The sequence below is a fragment of the Alcanivorax quisquiliarum genome (assembly GCF_023051175.1).
GTDB lineage: Bacteria > Pseudomonadota > Gammaproteobacteria > Pseudomonadales > Alcanivoracaceae > Isoalcanivorax > Isoalcanivorax quisquiliarum.
In genome coordinates this window covers 104,748-120,951 of sequence record NZ_JALKII010000001.1, presented here as the reverse complement: position 1 = coordinate 120,951, position 16,204 = coordinate 104,748, and the positions used below count along the sequence as shown (strand labels likewise).

At 63.8% G+C, this 16,204-nt stretch carries 14 protein-coding genes; 1 reads left to right on the top strand and 13 read right to left on the bottom strand.

Annotation, left to right across the window (positions count from 1 at the left end):
• Nucleotides 1-23: 23 nt before the first annotated feature.
• Nucleotides 24-677 (bottom strand): hypothetical protein, encoded by a 654-nt coding sequence (locus tag MU846_RS00555; RefSeq protein WP_246947189.1) that lies wholly within the window; start codon nucleotides 675-677, stop codon nucleotides 24-26.
• A gap of 374 nt (nucleotides 678-1,051) precedes the next feature.
• On the bottom strand, nucleotides 1,052-3,514 hold the full coding sequence (hrpB, locus tag MU846_RS00550) for an ATP-dependent helicase HrpB (RefSeq protein WP_246947187.1): 2,463 nt from the start codon (nucleotides 3,512-3,514) through the stop codon (nucleotides 1,052-1,054).
• Nucleotides 3,515-3,643: 129 nt separating this feature from the next.
• On the opposite strand from hrpB, the gene ppnP reads away from it, so the two are divergent.
• Complete coding sequence (gene ppnP / locus MU846_RS00545; protein ID WP_246947185.1) at nucleotides 3,644-3,931, top strand: pyrimidine/purine nucleoside phosphorylase; 288 nt, start codon at nucleotides 3,644-3,646, stop codon at nucleotides 3,929-3,931.
• On the opposite strand, the gene MU846_RS00540 is transcribed toward ppnP, so the two are convergent.
• The 11 genes from MU846_RS00540 to trpB all read right to left on the bottom strand — a co-directional run bounded on the left by MU846_RS00540 (nucleotide 3,916) and on the right by trpB (nucleotide 16,193).
• Nucleotides 3,916-6,015, bottom strand: coding sequence for a transglutaminase TgpA family protein (locus MU846_RS00540; protein ID WP_246947183.1), 2,100 nt, complete (start codon nucleotides 6,013-6,015; stop codon nucleotides 3,916-3,918). The two genes, ppnP and MU846_RS00540, sit on opposite strands and share 16 nt — an antisense overlap.
• Entirely contained in the window at nucleotides 6,015-6,992 is a 978-nt protein-coding gene (locus tag MU846_RS00535) for a DUF58 domain-containing protein (RefSeq protein WP_246947181.1), read from the bottom strand. The genes MU846_RS00540 and MU846_RS00535 overlap by 1 nt, the downstream gene beginning before the upstream one ends.
• Nucleotides 6,992-7,900: an AAA family ATPase gene (locus MU846_RS00530; protein ID WP_246947179.1), complete on the bottom strand. Its 909-nt coding sequence runs from the start codon at nucleotides 7,898-7,900 to the stop codon at nucleotides 6,992-6,994. Before MU846_RS00530 ends, MU846_RS00535 begins: the two co-directional genes overlap by 1 nt.
• The gene (locus tag MU846_RS00525) at nucleotides 7,900-9,120 is read right to left on the bottom strand and encodes an O-succinylhomoserine sulfhydrylase (protein WP_246947177.1); all 1,221 of its coding nucleotides are present in this window, start codon (nucleotides 9,118-9,120) and stop codon (nucleotides 7,900-7,902) included. Before MU846_RS00525 ends, MU846_RS00530 begins: the two co-directional genes overlap by 1 nt.
• An 18-nt stretch (nucleotides 9,121-9,138) precedes the next feature.
• On the bottom strand, nucleotides 9,139-10,668 hold the full coding sequence (gene purF / locus MU846_RS00520; protein WP_246947176.1) for an amidophosphoribosyltransferase: 1,530 nt from the start codon (nucleotides 10,666-10,668) through the stop codon (nucleotides 9,139-9,141).
• 12 nt (nucleotides 10,669-10,680) lie between these two features.
• The gene (locus tag MU846_RS00515) at nucleotides 10,681-11,178 is read right to left on the bottom strand and encodes a CvpA family protein (RefSeq protein WP_246947175.1); all 498 of its coding nucleotides are present in this window, start codon (nucleotides 11,176-11,178) and stop codon (nucleotides 10,681-10,683) included.
• Nucleotides 11,179-11,251: 73 nt separating this feature from the next.
• A complete protein-coding gene (locus MU846_RS00510) occupies nucleotides 11,252-11,815 on the bottom strand; it encodes an SPOR domain-containing protein (RefSeq protein ID WP_246947174.1) in 564 nt (187 codons plus the stop codon).
• 2 nt (nucleotides 11,816-11,817) lie between these two features.
• Entirely contained in the window at nucleotides 11,818-13,101 is a 1,284-nt protein-coding gene (locus MU846_RS00505; RefSeq protein ID WP_246947170.1) for a bifunctional folylpolyglutamate synthase/dihydrofolate synthase, read from the bottom strand.
• 168 nt (nucleotides 13,102-13,269) lie between these two features.
• Complete coding sequence (gene accD, locus MU846_RS00500) at nucleotides 13,270-14,160, bottom strand: acetyl-CoA carboxylase, carboxyltransferase subunit beta (RefSeq protein WP_246947168.1); 891 nt, start codon at nucleotides 14,158-14,160, stop codon at nucleotides 13,270-13,272.
• A 2-nt stretch (nucleotides 14,161-14,162) separates the two neighbouring features.
• On the bottom strand, nucleotides 14,163-14,972 hold the full coding sequence (gene trpA, locus MU846_RS00495) for a tryptophan synthase subunit alpha (protein ID WP_246947162.1): 810 nt from the start codon (nucleotides 14,970-14,972) through the stop codon (nucleotides 14,163-14,165).
• Nucleotides 14,973-14,981: 9 nt separating this feature from the next.
• On the bottom strand, nucleotides 14,982-16,193 hold the full coding sequence (trpB, locus tag MU846_RS00490; RefSeq protein ID WP_246947160.1) for a tryptophan synthase subunit beta: 1,212 nt from the start codon (nucleotides 16,191-16,193) through the stop codon (nucleotides 14,982-14,984).
• Between the last annotated feature and the right edge of the window lie 11 nt (nucleotides 16,194-16,204).

The window sequence follows — 16,204 nt, the reverse complement described above, 5'->3', positions numbered from 1 at the left end:
ATATAAGCAGCGCTGCCGGGACATCATTCATCGCGGTGTACGGCAGCGTAGCTTTCCTCTCTGGCAGCCTGCAACCGTTCGCGAAGATATTGGCCGCGGCTGATGCCGCCGGGGATCGTTTCCAGCTGCCGCACCTCCTCGACAATTGCCCGCTCCCGTGCCTTGTAATCGACAAACGCCGCAGGCGGATTGGCGAGATATTCCGCCATCGCTTGCGCGTGGCGCGCCTGATAGGCTTCGATGATATGCGCCGCCTGGGTGGTAAATTCCACCTCATCCGCACTTGAGCGAAGCAGGCCCAGCCGCAATGACACCGCCTCTGCCGCCGACAGCTCACCTCGCGCCTCGAACTGCTCTACCTGCACCAGCAGTGCGGTGGCCTCGGCTTCGCGTGCAGCAGCGGAAAGTGTTTCCGATTGCGCAAAAAATTCACTGACACGCTGAGCAAACAGCTGCCGTGCGCGATAGGCTTGCAGCGCCGGCGCCTCGGAGAAATTTTCCCCATGCACCGTGCCAAGGTACTCATCCTCTGTGGGTGCGGTTTCCGGCAGCCTTTCGCCTTCCGATGCAGGCGGTTGCTCCGGCATGACCATGTCCTGTTCCGGGCTGCGCAAAAAAACCAGCACTGCCAGCACCACAATGGCCAGCACAATCGCTATCGCATGTTGCCGCTTCACCGTGACCTCCTGTCTGCACACATTTCTTGGCACTCGTGTTATCTGGCCGTATTGCTGTCGGTGGGCAATTTCCAACTGCGCCCGTATAAACCTGTCGGTTTCCGCCGCTCTACCTTACCTTTCTGCCGATATCGTTCTATCCGCCAAGTTTTGCCCCTGCACAGGCAGCCCGGCTAAAAACGACTTCCTGTGTTATGCCACAGGCCACCCTGCGCTGGCCAGCAGGGCATTTTGCGATCAGCTTATGTGAAATCAGACAAGGCAGGCAGGAAGCGCTGGCAGACAAGACAGGCAAAGAGCGCGCACGATGGCCAGCCTTTGTAGCAATACCAACGCTGCCGTATTACTCCGCTCCACCTACCGTGCCAGCTCGCTCAACTGCGGCGTTTTACCGAGCGTGTCGGCGCGGCGTCCAGCGGATTTTCCGGCCACGGGTGCTTGGGGTAACGGCCGCGCAAATCCTTGCGTACCTGCGGGTAGCCCTGCTGCCAGAAACTTGCCAGGTCGCGTGTTACGGCTACCGGGCGCCCCGCCGGCGAGAGCAGATGCACCATCAACGGCAACGCGCCCCCGGCGATGGCGGGCGTGGCTGTCATGCCGAACATTTCCTGTAGCTTTACAGCCAGCACCGGCCCGTTGTCGGCACAATAATCCAGTGCGACGGCACGGCCGCTGGGCACCTGGATTGCCGTTGGCATCTGCGCATTGAGGCGTTGCTGCTGAGAATAGTCGAGCAGGCTCGCCAGCGCTTCGCGCAGCGGGAAACGCTCCAGCTGGCGCAGCCGGGTAATGCCTTCCAGCCAAGGTGCGGCCCATTGCTCAAGGCTCGCCAACAGTGCTGCGTCGGATACATCCGGCAAATCACCCTGCCCCGGCAAACCGCGTAGCTGCATTACCCGCGCCTGCCACTGGCGCTCCGCTGGCTGCCAGGGGAAAGCGGCCAGGCCCCGCTTGCGAATACCGATGCACAGGGCCGCCACTGGTGCGCCACCACTCACGGTGGAAAGTGGCCGGCTCTCCAGCAGCAGCGCGTCAAGCCGCCGCTCTCGGCGTGCAATCACGGCTTCCTCGCGTTCGTCCCAATCGAGCCGGTCGGCCGCTTCGATCTCGTTGCCGAAATCCTCTGCCAGGGCAGATTTATCCAGCGGCGCCGCCAGAAAAATGCGTGCCTCGCGCTGTTGCCCATCCAGCTCGGCAATCGCCAGGCAAGGCTCGCCAGCCAGTGCATCGTCATCGTCCAGCCAGGCACCGCGGCCGTTGCGCATGAGATACCGGGGCACGCCGCCCTGACGCCGCAGTGCCACGCGGTCTGGAAATGCCACCGCGAGCAGGCGCCCGATATCGGCCGCCGTGCCCTGGCCTGCCCCGCCCAGCCGCGTAACCAGCTGCCGCAGCCGCGCCAAGCGCCCCGGATCAATCCCGGTGGCCGGGCGTTCGCCCCGCAGATATTGCAGCCGTGCGGCCACATCGGCACCGTGGCGAGCGCCGAGCAAATCCCGTTCCGACAACAAGGCTGCCAGCTCGGCTGCCAGCCGGCCCTGCCCGCGTGCGCGGCCGATAACCAGCATGTGCGCCAGCCGCACCGGCAATCCGGGCGTCAGCAGCGCCTTGCCATGTGCGGTAATCGCACCGGCCTCGTCCAGCGCCCCGAACCGCACCAGCAAGGCTCGCGCCTGCTCGAAGGCAGCCACTGGCGGTGGATCTAGCCAGCACAGCGTAGCGGGATCGCGGCAGCCCCAGGCCGCCAGCTCCAGCACCAGATCGCTCAGATCAGCATTGAGGATTTCTGCTGGCGCAAACTCTGCCAGCGATTCGGATTCGCTCCATAACCGGTAGCAAACGCCCGGTGCCGTGCGCCCCGCTCGACCAGCGCGTTGCGCAGCCGCCGCCCGGGAAACGCGCTCGGTCACCAGCCGGGTCATGGCGCTGCCAGGGTCGAAGCGGGGCCGGCGTGCATAACCGGCATCCACCACCACGCGCACGCCGTCGATGGTCAATGAGGTTTCCGCGATGGCGGTGGCCAGCACCAGCTTGCGGCGCCCGTCCGGGGCTGGGGCAATGGCGGCATCCTGCGCCGGGCCGGACAGATCGCCATACAACGGCGCCAGCAACACATCGGCCGGCAACGTGCCCTCAAGCGCCCGCGCCAGCCGGCGTATCTCCGCCGTGCCGGGCAGGAACACCAGCATCGAGCCGGGCTCCCGTCGCAGCAGCACAGGCAACTGCGCTGCCAGGTGACGCGCCCACGGCTCGCGCCCCGGCGGCAGGTAATGAATCTCCACGGGATAGCCCCGCCCCGCGCTCTGCACCACCGGGGCATCATCCAGCAAGGCGGCGATACGGGCGCCATCCAGCGTCGCTGACATCACCAGCAGTTTCAGATCTTCGCGCAGTGCCTGCTGGCTTTCCCGCGCCAGCGCCAGGCCGAGATCAGCCTGCAACGAGCGCTCGTGAAACTCGTCGAACAGAATCACGCCGACCGATTCCAGCGCCGGGTCGCTCTGCAACATCCGCGTCAGGATGCCCTCGGTCACCACTTCGATGCGTGTTGCAGCACTGGTGCGGCTTTCCAGCCGCGTGCGAAAACCGACGGTCTGCCCGACCGGCTCACCGAGCAAGCGCGCCATGAATAGCGCCGCATTGCGCGCCGCGATCCGGCGCGGCTCCAGCATCAGGATTTTTCTCTCGCCAAGCCACGGGGCAGCCAGCAACGCCAGCGGCACACGGGTGGTCTTGCCCGCGCCCGGCGGAGCCTGTAGCACCACGGCATCATGCGCCGCCAGGGCGTCCAGCAGCGCCGGCAATACTTCGTCAATCGGCAACTGCGGCAAACTCACGACGCGCTCTCCGTGCTGTGCGATACTGCGCGGCGCTTTGATGCCAGCGCCGATTTGTGTGCCAGCGCCAATCGGCGTGCCGGCGCTTTCACCCCGCGCAACCTGAGCAACCTGAGGGAGTCTTTCACCATGTTTCGCATCAACCAGTATTTCGATGGCCAGGTGGCGTCCATCGCGTTCCAGAGCGACACCCTGCCGGCAACGGTCGGCGTGATGGCGCCGGGCGAGTATGAATTCGGCACTCGCGAGCGCGAGATCATGCGCGTTATTTCAGGCGCGCTGACCGTGCAACTGCCGGGCCGCAATGATTGGCAAACCTTTTCCGCTGGCGACGAATTTGTCGTCGAGGCCGATGCCCGCTTTCAGCTCAAGGTCGCCGTGGATACCGCGTATCTTTGCCTTTACGACGCATCCTGAACCGTGCGGGCCGCCCCCGGCCCGCGCACCCAGCGCAACCGCCGGCGAAGTTGCCGTAAAGCCCGCTTCGGGCGGCGTATGCCAGGCGCCTTTGTGTCGCCAGTCACGTTCGCACCCCCAGGCGCTTTGGCGTAGGTACTGTGCTCGTAAAGCCTGGCCCATTGTTCCACCAGCGCAGCGGCGGCCGGCCATTGCTGTCGCACCTGCCCGGCGAGCTTGCGCGGCGGCAGCGCTTCACTCACGGCAACGCCTCGGCGGCGCAGCAGCCGCAACATCGCCCGGTATTCCCGCTGCAAGGCGGTGCGCCCCGGTGCACGATGGCGCAGCAACACCCACAGTGCCAGCACCAGCACGATCAGCACCGCGCCCAGCGCCAGCAGCAGCCCGGTCGTCATCAACGAGGCGCGCCCAAACCAGCGCTGCAACAATGACATCTGCTGCGTCTGATCATAGCTGAGCACCCATTTCTGCCAGGCAAACTGCAAGTAATCCAGTTGCTGGCGCAGCTGCCGCAAGCCCGGCACGCGGTCACCGGCGCGGCGCAGCAAGCTGAAGTCGCTGGCTTCCAGTGCCATTTCCAGCCCCTGCTCGATGCGTGCCGGTGCCACTGCGGCGGTGGGATCAACCTCCACCCAGCCGTGCCCTTCCAGCCAGATCTCGGCCCAGGCGTGGGCGTGATACTGGTGCACGCTCAGGTGGTTGCCAAGCGGGTTCAGATCGCCGCCCTGATAGCCCGCCACAACGCGCGCCGGCACACCAGCCGCCCGCATCATGAACACGAATGCCGAGGCATAGTGCTCGCAAAAACCACGGCGGCTGTCGAACAGAAACTCGTCCACGCTGTGCTCGCCGAGCAGCGCCGGCTGCAAGGTGTAGTAGAACGGCTCTTCCCGAAACCAGTTCAGCAGGCGCTGGGCGTAAGCTTGCGGGCTGGCCGCCTGATCGCGCCACTGCCGGGCCATGGTGCGCGCACGCGGGTTGAAGCCCTCGGGCAACTGGAGCATGAAGGCGCGCTCGCCATCAGCTAATGGTATCTGCCCGGCCAGGCCGGGGTAGCTGGTGACGCTGTAGGCAAAGCGTTGCTCCAGCTCCTGCTGGCTCACCAGCCGCATATCCCGCACCAGCCCCAGCGAGCGGTCGTCAGCGAATGGCACGGCAAGGGTGTACAGCCAGTTGCGCCGCGACGGCTCCTGCACCACTCGGTAGCGATAGGCCAGCTCGGGGCCTTGCTCACGCGCTGCCAGCAGATCGACGGCCCAATCCGGGGGCGTGCCGGCGCGCTCGGCAAACCAGACGTAATCTCGCTGCGGCAGATCTCGCGGCCGGGCCTGGCTCCAGCGGCGGCCATCGAACCAGCTGTAAGTGAGGCCACGCCAGTAACGCTGTGCCGGCGGCGGCACGGCGCCGTGAAATTCCGCCCGGAATGCCAGCTCGGTGGATTGCGACAGATTCGACACCTCGCCCGGCGCCATGGAATCGCTCATGCCGGTGCGAGCGCGCTGCTGATTGAATTCCAGCGACCATAACGGGCCGACGCGGGGAACAAGCACGAACAGCAAGATCATCAGCGGCAGCGCCTGCAACAGCATCACTGCTGCCAGGCGGCCGTGCACTGCACTGCGCAACCCGGCCTCCGGCCGGTTGATGCCGGGCAGTGCTGCGGTCAGGCACAACAGCACCAGCAACGAATAGGCGGCGGCCAGTGGCCCTTGATAAAACAGAAAGCTGGTGGCCAGCACAAAATAGCCCAGCACCAGCAGCACATAGGCGTCCCGCAAGCGCACCATTTCCAGCAGCTTCAGCGCAAAGGCGCCCACCAGCAGGCAGGTGCCGGCCTCCGGGCCGAGCACGGTGCCGTGGCTGTACAAGGTGCCCAGCAGCACACCACCCAGCAGCAGCACCCGCAGCCCGCGCCCCGGCACCGACAACCGGCCACGCTGCATCACTAGCCGGCCAGCGACCGCCAGCGGCAGCAGCGCTTGCAACCAGAACGGCCCGTGCAGCAAATGCGGCAGCGCGGCCAGTGCAGTGCCCGCGACCAGCCAGCCGAAGGCGTGATGCGGAACCTGATAAACCCGCGCCATCAGAATTGTTCCTCGGCCGGCTGCCCATGCAATGCCAGCATGTCCAGCGCCTGCCGCTGCTGCTCCGGCCCCTGCCCCGGCGGCAAGGTGCCTCCCGGCAGGATGAGCCCGTAGCGCTGATTACTCTCTGCCAGACGCAGCACCCACCAGGCCAGCCGGCTCAGGCGTGTTTCCGCATCGACGCCCGGCATGGTGTGCCAATCCAGCCACAGCCAGCCTTCTGCCGGATCGACAAACTCCTTGCTGTGCAGGCCGCGCCCGCGTGCATAGGCTTTCCAGTCCACCAGCCGGGGCGGATCACCCGACTGGTAGCGGCGCAGGCCGTGAAACTCATCGCTGCCGGCCAGCTGTCGCGTACGCTGCGCGGCATCGGCCTCCCCGCCGGTGGCCGGGCGCTGCTCCGACGGCACGGCACGTGGCCACGCCAGGCAAGGGTGGGCCATGTCCAGCTGGCTCCAGGCGCGTACCAGCCCGAGCGGATAGCGGCTCTCGATCACCAGCCGACCGGGCCGCACATAGCCGCGCCGGGGCAGCGCCAGTTGCAACCAGACACTCTTTTCCTCGCCCGGCAATACGGAAACATGCTCACGAGGCGCCTGCGGCCAGTGCAGCCACAGGCTCAGATGGGGGTGGCGGTCGTCGGCGTGCAGCACCAGCTCCAGTGCGCCTTCAGCGCCAGCGTGCCCCGGCAACATTCGCCCGGCACGCACCAGCAGGCCGGCGAGGTTTCGGAAGGTATGCAGGATGGCGACCATGAACAGGCTCACCATCAGGAATGACAGTGCCATGATCAGGTTGTTTTCGTAATTGATACCGCCGAGAAACAGCAGTGCTGCGATCAGCAGGAAAAACAGGCCGTAGCCCGTGGGCAGGATAAAAATACGCTTCTGGGTCAGCCGCTGGCTGCGCGACGCCGGCATCCGCCGCGCCAGCCACTGCCGATGCCAGCGCCGCAGCCAGGCGGGCACGAGGGCCATCAGGGCACCACCGGCACCGCTTCCAGCAGCCGTACTACGCCGCTGCGTGCGGCGCCACCCGACACCGGTTGCAGGCGGTGCTCGCACACCGGCACCAGCACCGCCTGAAGGTCTTCGGGGATCACATAACTGCGGCCACCGAGCAGCGCCCAGGCACGGGCGGCGCGCAACATGCCCAGCCCGGCACGGGGCGACAAGCCGGCTACGAACAACCCGCTGGCGCGGCTGTGCTCCAGCAGGCGCTGCAGATAACCCAGCACATCCGCCGACACATGCACCTGCTCCACCGCCGCCATCGCCTGTTGTAGCTCGGCTACCGTCAGCGCGGGTTTCAGATCCAGTGCTTCGGTGCGCCGGTCGCCGGCGGCCAGCAGCGCCAGCTCTGCCTGCGGCGATGGATAGCCCAGGCTGATGCGCATCAGAAAACGATCCAGCTGGGATTCCGGCAGTGGGAAGGTGCCGCCCTGCTCGACCGGGTTCTGCGTGGCCACCACAAAAAATGGCTGTGGCAGCGGATGCGTTTCCCCGTCCAGAGTCACTTGCCGCTCTTCCATGGCTTCCAGCAGTGCGCTTTGGGTTTTGGGGGTGGCGCGGTTGATTTCGTCGGCCAGCAGCAGTTGGGCAAACACCGGCCCCTTGTGCAGCACAAAACTCTTGCTGTCAGCATTGAAAATCGACACGCCGAGAATGTCCGCTGGCAGCATGTCGCTGGTGAACTGCACCCGCTGATAGTGCAGCGAAAAAATGCGCGCCAGAGCATGCGCCAGGGTGGTCTTGCCCATGCCCGGCAGATCCTCTATCAGCAGATGTCCGCGAGCCAGAAGGCAGGCCACGGCCAGCCGGATTTGCTCATCCTTGCCCAGCACCACCTTGCCGACTTGCGTCAGCGCACGACGTAAGCTGTCCATCAGCGCGCCGCCAAGCCGAGCGCCGCAATGCCTCTGGCCATGTCTGCTTTCAGATCATCGATCGCCTCAAGCCCCACGGAAATGCGAATCAGGCTTTCGGTGATACCTGAGCGCCGTTTCTCAGCCTCGTCGATGCGGCCGTGGGTGGTGGACGCCGGGTGCGTAATGGTGCTTTTTGCATCGCCCAGATTGGCGGTGATCGACATCAGCCGGGTGGCGTCGATAAAGCGCCAGGCGGCTTGTCGGTCAGCGCGGCCGTCACTGTCTTGCACTTCGATCGACAATACGCCGCCGAATGCAGACTGCTGGGCCTGCGCCAGTGCATGCTGCGGGTGGTCGCTCAGGCCCGCATAATGCACCTTGCCGATACCGGGCTGCTGTACCAGCCATTGCGCCAGCGCCAGTGCGTTGGCGGAGTGAGCTTTCATGCGCAGCGGCAGGGTTTCCAGTCCCTTGAGAAATACCCAGGCGTTGAACGGGCTCATCGCTGCGCCCGTGGCACGCAGGAAACTGTAAACCTCCTGCATCCGCTCCGCCTTGCCCACCACAGCACCGCCAAGGCAGCGCCCTTGCCCGTCGAGATACTTGGTCGCGCTATGAATGACAATATCCGCCCCCAATGATAACGGCTGCTGCAACGCCGGTGAGCAGAAACAGTTATCGACGATCAGCTCCGCACCATGAGCATGGGCCAGATCAGCCAGCTCACGAATATCACCGATTTCCGCAAGTGGATTGGACGGTGTTTCCAGATACAGGAAACGGGTTTCCGGCCGCAGCGCCGCACGCCAGGCGGCAATGTCCGCGAGATCGACCAGGGTGGTCTGGATACCGAATTTCTTCAGGTATTTTTCATAGATCACGTTGGTGGTGCCGAACACGCCTCGCGAGCTGACGATGTGATCGCCCGGCTTCAGCAGCGCCAGAAAGGTCGCGGTGATGGCCGCCATACCGGAGGCAAAGGCCACGCAGCGCTCGCCGCCTTCCATGGCCGCCAGCCGCTGCTCGAATACCGCTACAGTGGGGTTGGTAAAGCGCGAATACACATTGCCCGGCTGCTCGCCAGCGAAGCGAGCTGCCGCCTGCGCAGCGCTGTCGTAGACAAAGCTGGAGGTCAGAAACAACGGCTCGGAATGGCTCATCTCGTCGGTATGCAGCTGCGCTGCACGAATGGCCAATGTTTCCACGCTCAGGTCGTCCGGCAGCTGCCGCTCGCTCATGCCGCTGTTCCTTTTCCGTTATTCCGCATTATGCAGATCAATGATGTCGTTCTCGGCCAGCGCCGCTGCCCGCTCGCGATCACGCTTGTGCTTGTTGGCATCGTTGCGCAGTCGTTCGAGGTAGTCCAGGTAGTCGCGGTTGATATTGCCGGCTACATATTTGCCGTCGAACACCGAGCACTCGAACTGTTCGATCTTGCTGTTGCCTTCACGGCAGGCATCGACCAGATCAACAAGATCCTGATAGATCAGCCGATCAGCACCGATCAGCGTGCAGATTTCCTCGACGGTGCGCCCGTGGGCAATCAGCTCGTTGGCGGCCGGCATATCAATACCGTACACATTGGGATACTGCACCGGCGGTGCGGCGGAAGCAAAATAGACCTTGTTGGCGCCGGCTTCGCGTGCCATCTGGATAATTTCGTTGCAGGTAGTGCCACGAACAATGGAATCATCCACCAGCAGCACGTTCTTGCCGGCAAACTCAAGCTCGATGGCGTTGAGCTTCTGGCGCACGGATTTCTTCCGCTGCTGCTGGCCGGGCATGATGAAAGTGCGGCCGATATAGCGGTTCTTGATAAAGCCTTCGCGGAATTTCACATCCAGCGTGTTGGCCAGTTGCAGCGCAGAAGTCCGGCTGGTATCCGGGATCGGAATCACCACGTCGATATCGTGATCCGGCCACTCGCGCAGGATTTTTTCGGCCAGTTTGTCGCCCATCCGCAGGCGTGCCTTGTAGACCGAAATTTTATCGATGATGGAGTCGGGGCGAGCCAGGTAAACGTGTTCGAAGATGCAGGGGTTGAGGCGGGGATTGTCGGCGCACTGTTGCGTATGCACCTCGCCTTCGGCGGTGATATAAATCGCCTCCCCCGGCGCCAGATCGCGCTCAAGGTGAAAGCCGACACCCGACAGCGCAACACTTTCCGAAGCCACCATATATTCGGTGCCCCGATCGGTTTCGCGCTTGCCGAAACAGACCGGCCGCACACCGTACGGGTCACGAAATGCCAGGATGCCGTATCCGGTGATCATGGCGACCACTGCGTAGGCGCCTTCGACCCGCTCGTGTACCCGACGTACTGCCGCAAAGATATCTTCCGGCTGCGGCATCAGCTTGCCGAGAATCTGCAATTCATGGGCAAACACATTCAACAGCACTTCCGAATCGGAGGTGGTATTGATGTGGCGCAGGTCGGCGCGAAAAATATCTTCCGCCAGCGCCTCGGAATTGGTGAGATTGCCGTTATGGGCCAGTGTAATGCCATACGGCGAATTCACATAAAATGGCTGCGCCTCCGCCGAGCTCGACGTTCCCGCTGTCGGGTAACGCACATGCCCAAGCCCCATATTGCCCACCAGCCTGCGCATATGGCGAGTGCGGAACACATCCCGCACCATGCCGTTGTCCTTGCGCAGAAACAATCGATCGCCGTCACAGGTCACGATACCCGCGGCATCCTGGCCACGATGCTGGAGAACCGTCAGCGCATCATAGATGCTCTGGTTCACATAAGAACGCCCGACGATGCCCACGATGCCGCACATGCTGGGTACCTCTCAAGAATTGCTGCCAAACTTCATTACGAACGCCAGAAACTCACTAGCAAGTTGCCGCGACCAGTCTTCCATCATTGCGAACTGCGGCACCAGCACTGACTGCTGCCACCAGGCATCTTCAGCAAATATCGGCGCTGCCAGCACCACCAGAACGATGACCAGCACGATACCCCTGATAGCCCCGAATACCATGCCGAGAAGACGGTCGGTGCCGCTGAGCCCGGTGACACGCACCAGCTCGCTGAGCAGATGATTAAGCAAGGCACCGACAATCAATGTGCCCGCGAACAACAGACCGAATGCGGTAGCCATGCGGATGCTGGGCGTGTCGATGGACGCCTCCAGCATCGATTCAAGACCAGGGCTGAATAGCCTGGCGACCACAAAGGCAGCAACCCAGGTAATCAGCGAAAAGGCTTCTCGTGTGAACCCGCGCCGGACACTGATCAGCGCCGACACGGCAATAATGAACAGGATCGCGCCGTCTGCGAGGTTCATGGCCGCACCGAATGGATGAGGACGCGAATGGTAGCAGAGCGCTTACCCCCATTCCACCGCTGACCGACACCCATCAGGGCGCCAGCGAAATGACCAGGCCCTGTATGCCGAAACGCTGGTCGGCAGCAAGTTGCTCGCGCAGTGTCACGGCCGCGGCACGATCCAGCTCAGGGCCAGCGAACACACGATGCAGCGTCTTGTCGGCCTGCACCACAGCGCGTGTGAAAGCACGGTAGCCGCCCTCGCGCAACCGCTGGGCTTCTGCTTCGGCGGCATCGGCGTTGCTGAAGCTGCCGGCCTGCACCGCCCAGCCGGACAGTGGCGGCGCTTCGGCGGGCGGCACGGGCTCGGCGGGTTCCGGCCTGCCCTGTTGCTGCCGCGCCTGCAATTCCGCTTCTTCGCCGGCCTTGCGGATCGCTTCCCGGTCGGCCTCGATCTCCGCTTGCGCCAGGCGCTGTTCATGCTCATCTACCACCGGCTCGATGGCGATTTCCGGCAGGCTTGGCGGTGGTGGCAAGGACATATCCAGTGCCACGCGCACCTCATCCGGCGAGCGCAGCAGCAAAGGCGCGATGATCGCCGCCAACAGCACCAGCAGAATGGCACCGATAATCCGTTGCTTCGTCTGTTTGACCACTGTCAGCCCTCGCCCAGCAAGGCGGCCTGTGCATCCGCCACAGTATAGAAGGAACCGAACACCAGCACGCGATCGCCGGGCCGCGCTTGTGCCCGCGCTGCGGCAACTGCCTGCGCCACCGACGTGTAGCAGGCGACCGAGCCTGGGGGAGTACCTGCCGGCGAATTGCCGGGAGAGCTTTCTGAAAAGCCGTCTGAAGCGCCCGGCAACACCTCCGCCAGGCGTGCCCCAGTGCCGCCACGCTCACCATCCAGATCGGCCAGAAACCACGCCTCCACCACCGGCACAAACGGCGCCAGTGCCGCCACCGGCTTGTCACCGAGCATGGCGCAGACCGCCAGCGTGCGGCCACTTGGCGCGGCTGGCGCACGACGCAGAAAACGCGCCAGCGCTTCCCGGTTGTGCCCCACATCCAGACACCAGTCCACCCCGCCGAGCGCCAGCTGCTGGCAGCGGCCGGGAAGGGTCAGGCGGGCTGCGGACGCGAGTGCCCCGGCGTCGGGTGCCCGGCCAAGCAATGCCAGCACCTGGGCAGCCGTGGCCAGGTTATCTTCCCCCAGCCATACGCGCTCCACGGCCACGGCAGTGCTGCCCTGCCAGTACAGGCCGTCGGCGCCTGCGCCGAAATCAATGCCCGCACGCAGCAGCGGCACGCCATCGGCTGCCGCCAGTTGCGCCACGACCGGCGGCATGTCTTCCTCGCCATAAAGCAGCGGCCGGCCGGGGCGCCGGATGCCGGCTTTTTCAGAAGCGATGGCCTCGCGTGTGTCGCCCAGCCAATCCGTGTGATCCAGCCCCACCGAGGTAATCACCGCCACATCAGGATCGACAATATTGACCGCATCCAGCCGTCCGCCCAGTCCGACTTCCAGAATCAGCAGGTCCGGCGCTGCCTCACGAAACAGCAGCAGCCCGGCCAGCGTGGTGAATTCGAAATAGGTGAGCGGCAGGTCGATACTGCGGCGTGCGGCCTCGACGTCCTCGAAAGCACGGCACAGCGCATCATCGGCCGCCTCGGCACCGTCAATACGAATGCGCTCATTGAAGCGATGGATGTGCGGGGAGGTATAAAGACCGGTGCGCCAGCCACTGGCGCGGGCCAGATGGTCCAGCAGCGATACTGTTGAACCCTTGCCGTTGGTGCCGGCGACGGTGACGACCCGCCCCTGCCAGGGCAGCAGCCCGAGCTGGCGCGCCACGGCGGCAACCCGCTCCAGGCCAAGCTCCATATCACGCGGATGCAGCGATTCAATGTAGCCCAGCCAATCGGCCAGAGATGTCGACATGCCTGCGGCTCCACAACAACGATGGCGGCATGATACCGGGTGCAGCGTGCCTCAGGGAGAGCTGGCCGGTAAAAAAGCACGGCTCACCGCGTTGACCACAGCCCGCGCCCCGATGCGCGTCAATGACGCGCCGGGGCGATGCAAGCGCTTCGGCTGCGGGGCGGGCTGTTATTGCTCCTCGACCTTTTCACGCATCGGAGCATCGGTGAGGCTGGCGAGCAGACGATGCAGTGTGGTGCGCATCTCGTGACGGTGCACGATCATGTCGATGGCCCCGTGTTCGAGCAGGAATTCGCTACGCTGAAAACCTTCCGGCAGTTTCTGCCGCACTGTCTGCTCGATCACACGCGGGCCGGCAAAGCCGATCAGTGCATTCGGTTCGGCCACGTTGATATCACCGAGCATCGCCAGTGACGCCGAGACACCGCCATAAACCGGGTCAGTCAGCACAGAAATGAACGGCAGCCCCGCTTCGCGCATACGCTGCAAGGCGGCACTGGTCTTCGCCATCTGCATCAGCGAAAACAGGGCTTCCTGCATGCGTGCGCCACCACTGGCCGCAAAGCACACCAGCGGCAGATTCCGCTCCAGGCACACATCCACGGCACGCACAAAGCGCGCGCCGACCACGGAGCCCATGGAGCCGCCCATGAAACGGAATTCAAAGGCAGCTGCCACCAGAGGCAAATCGAACAGCTTGCCACGCAATACGATCAGCGCGTCTTCTTCGCCAATCTCCTTCTGCGCCGCCGTCAGCCGATCCTTGTACTTCTTCGAGTCACGAAACTTGAGACGATCCACCGGCACCAGATCCTTGCCGATTTCCACCTGGCCGCCTTCATCCAGAAACAGCTTCAGCCGTTTGCGGGCGCCCAGCCGCAGATGGTGGCCGCATTTGGGGCACACATCCAGATTGCGCTCAAGCTCCGGCAGGTAGAGCACCCCGTCGCAACGGGGACACTTGCGCCACAGCCCTTCGGGCACTGTGGATTTGCGGTCTTCACCGTCGGTACGGCGAATGGCCGGAAGAATTTTTTCCAGCCAGCTGTTACTGCTCATGCTCAGTCGCTCTTGTCCATGGCAGCGCGCATTTCGGCCAGCAGGCCCGCCACCTGTGTCGGAATCTGATCCGGCTGATCGGCATAATCGGCAATGCGCTGCACCAGCGCACTGCCCACTACTACACCATCGGCCACCTTGGCGATGGCACGTGCCGAAGCCGCGTCTTTGATACCAAAGCCCACACCGATGGGCAATTTGGCATGTTTGCGAATTGTTTCCACCTTCACGGCCACTTCATCCACATTCAGCGCCGCCGAGCCGGTCACGCCCTTCAGAGACACATAGTAGAGATAGCCACTGCCCGCTTCGGCAATACGCGCCATTCGTTCTTCGGTAGTGGTTGGCGCAATCAGGTAGATCTGCGCCAACCCTTGTTCGCGAAACACCGGCGCGACGGCTTCGGCTTCTTCCGGCGGCAAATCCACCAGCAGCGCGCCATCCACGCCTGCGGCCACGGCGTTGCGGGCAAACGTCTCGTAGCCCATTGCCTCCACCGGATTCAGATAACCCATCAGCACCACCGGCGTGGTGGTGTTACGCTGGCGAAACTCCGCCACCATGTCCAGCACGCCCTGCAAACTTGCCCCCGCAGCCAGCGCCCGCTGCGAGGCCAGCTGGATGACCGGGCCATCCGCCATCGGATCGGAGAACGGCACACCAAGCTCGATCACATCGACGCCCGCCTCCACCATCGCATGCATCAACGGCACAGTGACTGCGGGCGACGGATCGCCCGCAGTGACAAACGGGATCAGTGCCTTGCGGCCTTGTGCGGCCAATGCTTCAAAACAGCTCGCAATACGACTCACGACCGCTCCTCAGAAGTTGATGCCGTCGATCGCGGCGACAGTATGAATATCCTTGTCGCCACGGCCGGACAGATTGACGATGATGCTTTGCTCCTTGCCCATCGTGGGCGCCAGTTTGCGCGCATAAGCCAGCGCGTGGGCTGATTCCAGTGCTGGCATGATGCCTTCCACCAGTGTCAGCTCACGAAACGCCGCCAACGTCTCCGCATCCGTCACCGAGACATAACTTGCGCGCCCGATATCTTTCAGCCAGGCGTGCTCAGGCCCGACACCGGGATAATCAAGGCCGGCCGAAATCGAATGGGTGGGGATGATCTGGCCATCCGCATCTTCCATCAGATAAGTGCGGTTGCCATGCAGCACGCCGGGGCGGCCACCGCCCAGCGGTGCCGCGTGGCGGCCGGTTTCGATACCATCACCGCCGGCCTCGACGCCATACAGCGCCACGCTTTCATCTTCCAGAAACGGATGAAACAGGCCGATGGCATTGGAGCCACCGCCGACACAGGCCAGCAACGCATCCGGCAAACGCCCGGTCTGCTCCAGATGCTGTGCCCGCGCCTCGCGGCCGATCACCCGGTGAAAATCGCGCACCATCATCGGGTACGGATGCGGCCCGGCCACAGTGCCGATAATGTAGAACGTATCGTCCACGTTGGTGACCCAGTCACGCATCGCCTCGTTCATGGCATCTTTCAAAGTGGCCGAGCCAGCGCTCACCGGAATCACCTCAGCACCCAGCAGTTTCATCCGATAGACGTTCAGCTTCTGGCGTTCGACGTCTTCCGCGCCCATGTACACCTGACATTTCAGGCCCAGACGCGCCGCTACCGTGGCCGTAGCCACACCGTGCTGGCCGGCACCCGTCTCGGCAATCACACGCGGCTTGCCCATGCGCTTGGCCACCAGCGCCTGGCCCACGGTGTTGTTGACCTTGTGCGAGCCGGTATGGTTGAGATCCTCCCGCTTGAGGAAGATCTGCGCCCCCCCCAGCTCCCGAGACCAGCGCTCGGCCAGATACAGCGGCGACGGCCGGCCGACATAGTTGGCCAGATCGCGATCGAACTCGGCGAGAAACACCGGATCATCGCGCAGCGCCAGATAGGTCTGCTCCAGCTCCGCCAGCGCCGCCATCAGTGTTTCCGATACGAAGCGGCCGCCGAACTGGCCAAAATGGCCACCGGCGTCCGGGAAGGCTGCGTAATCAGGACGTTCAGACACCTTCAACTCCT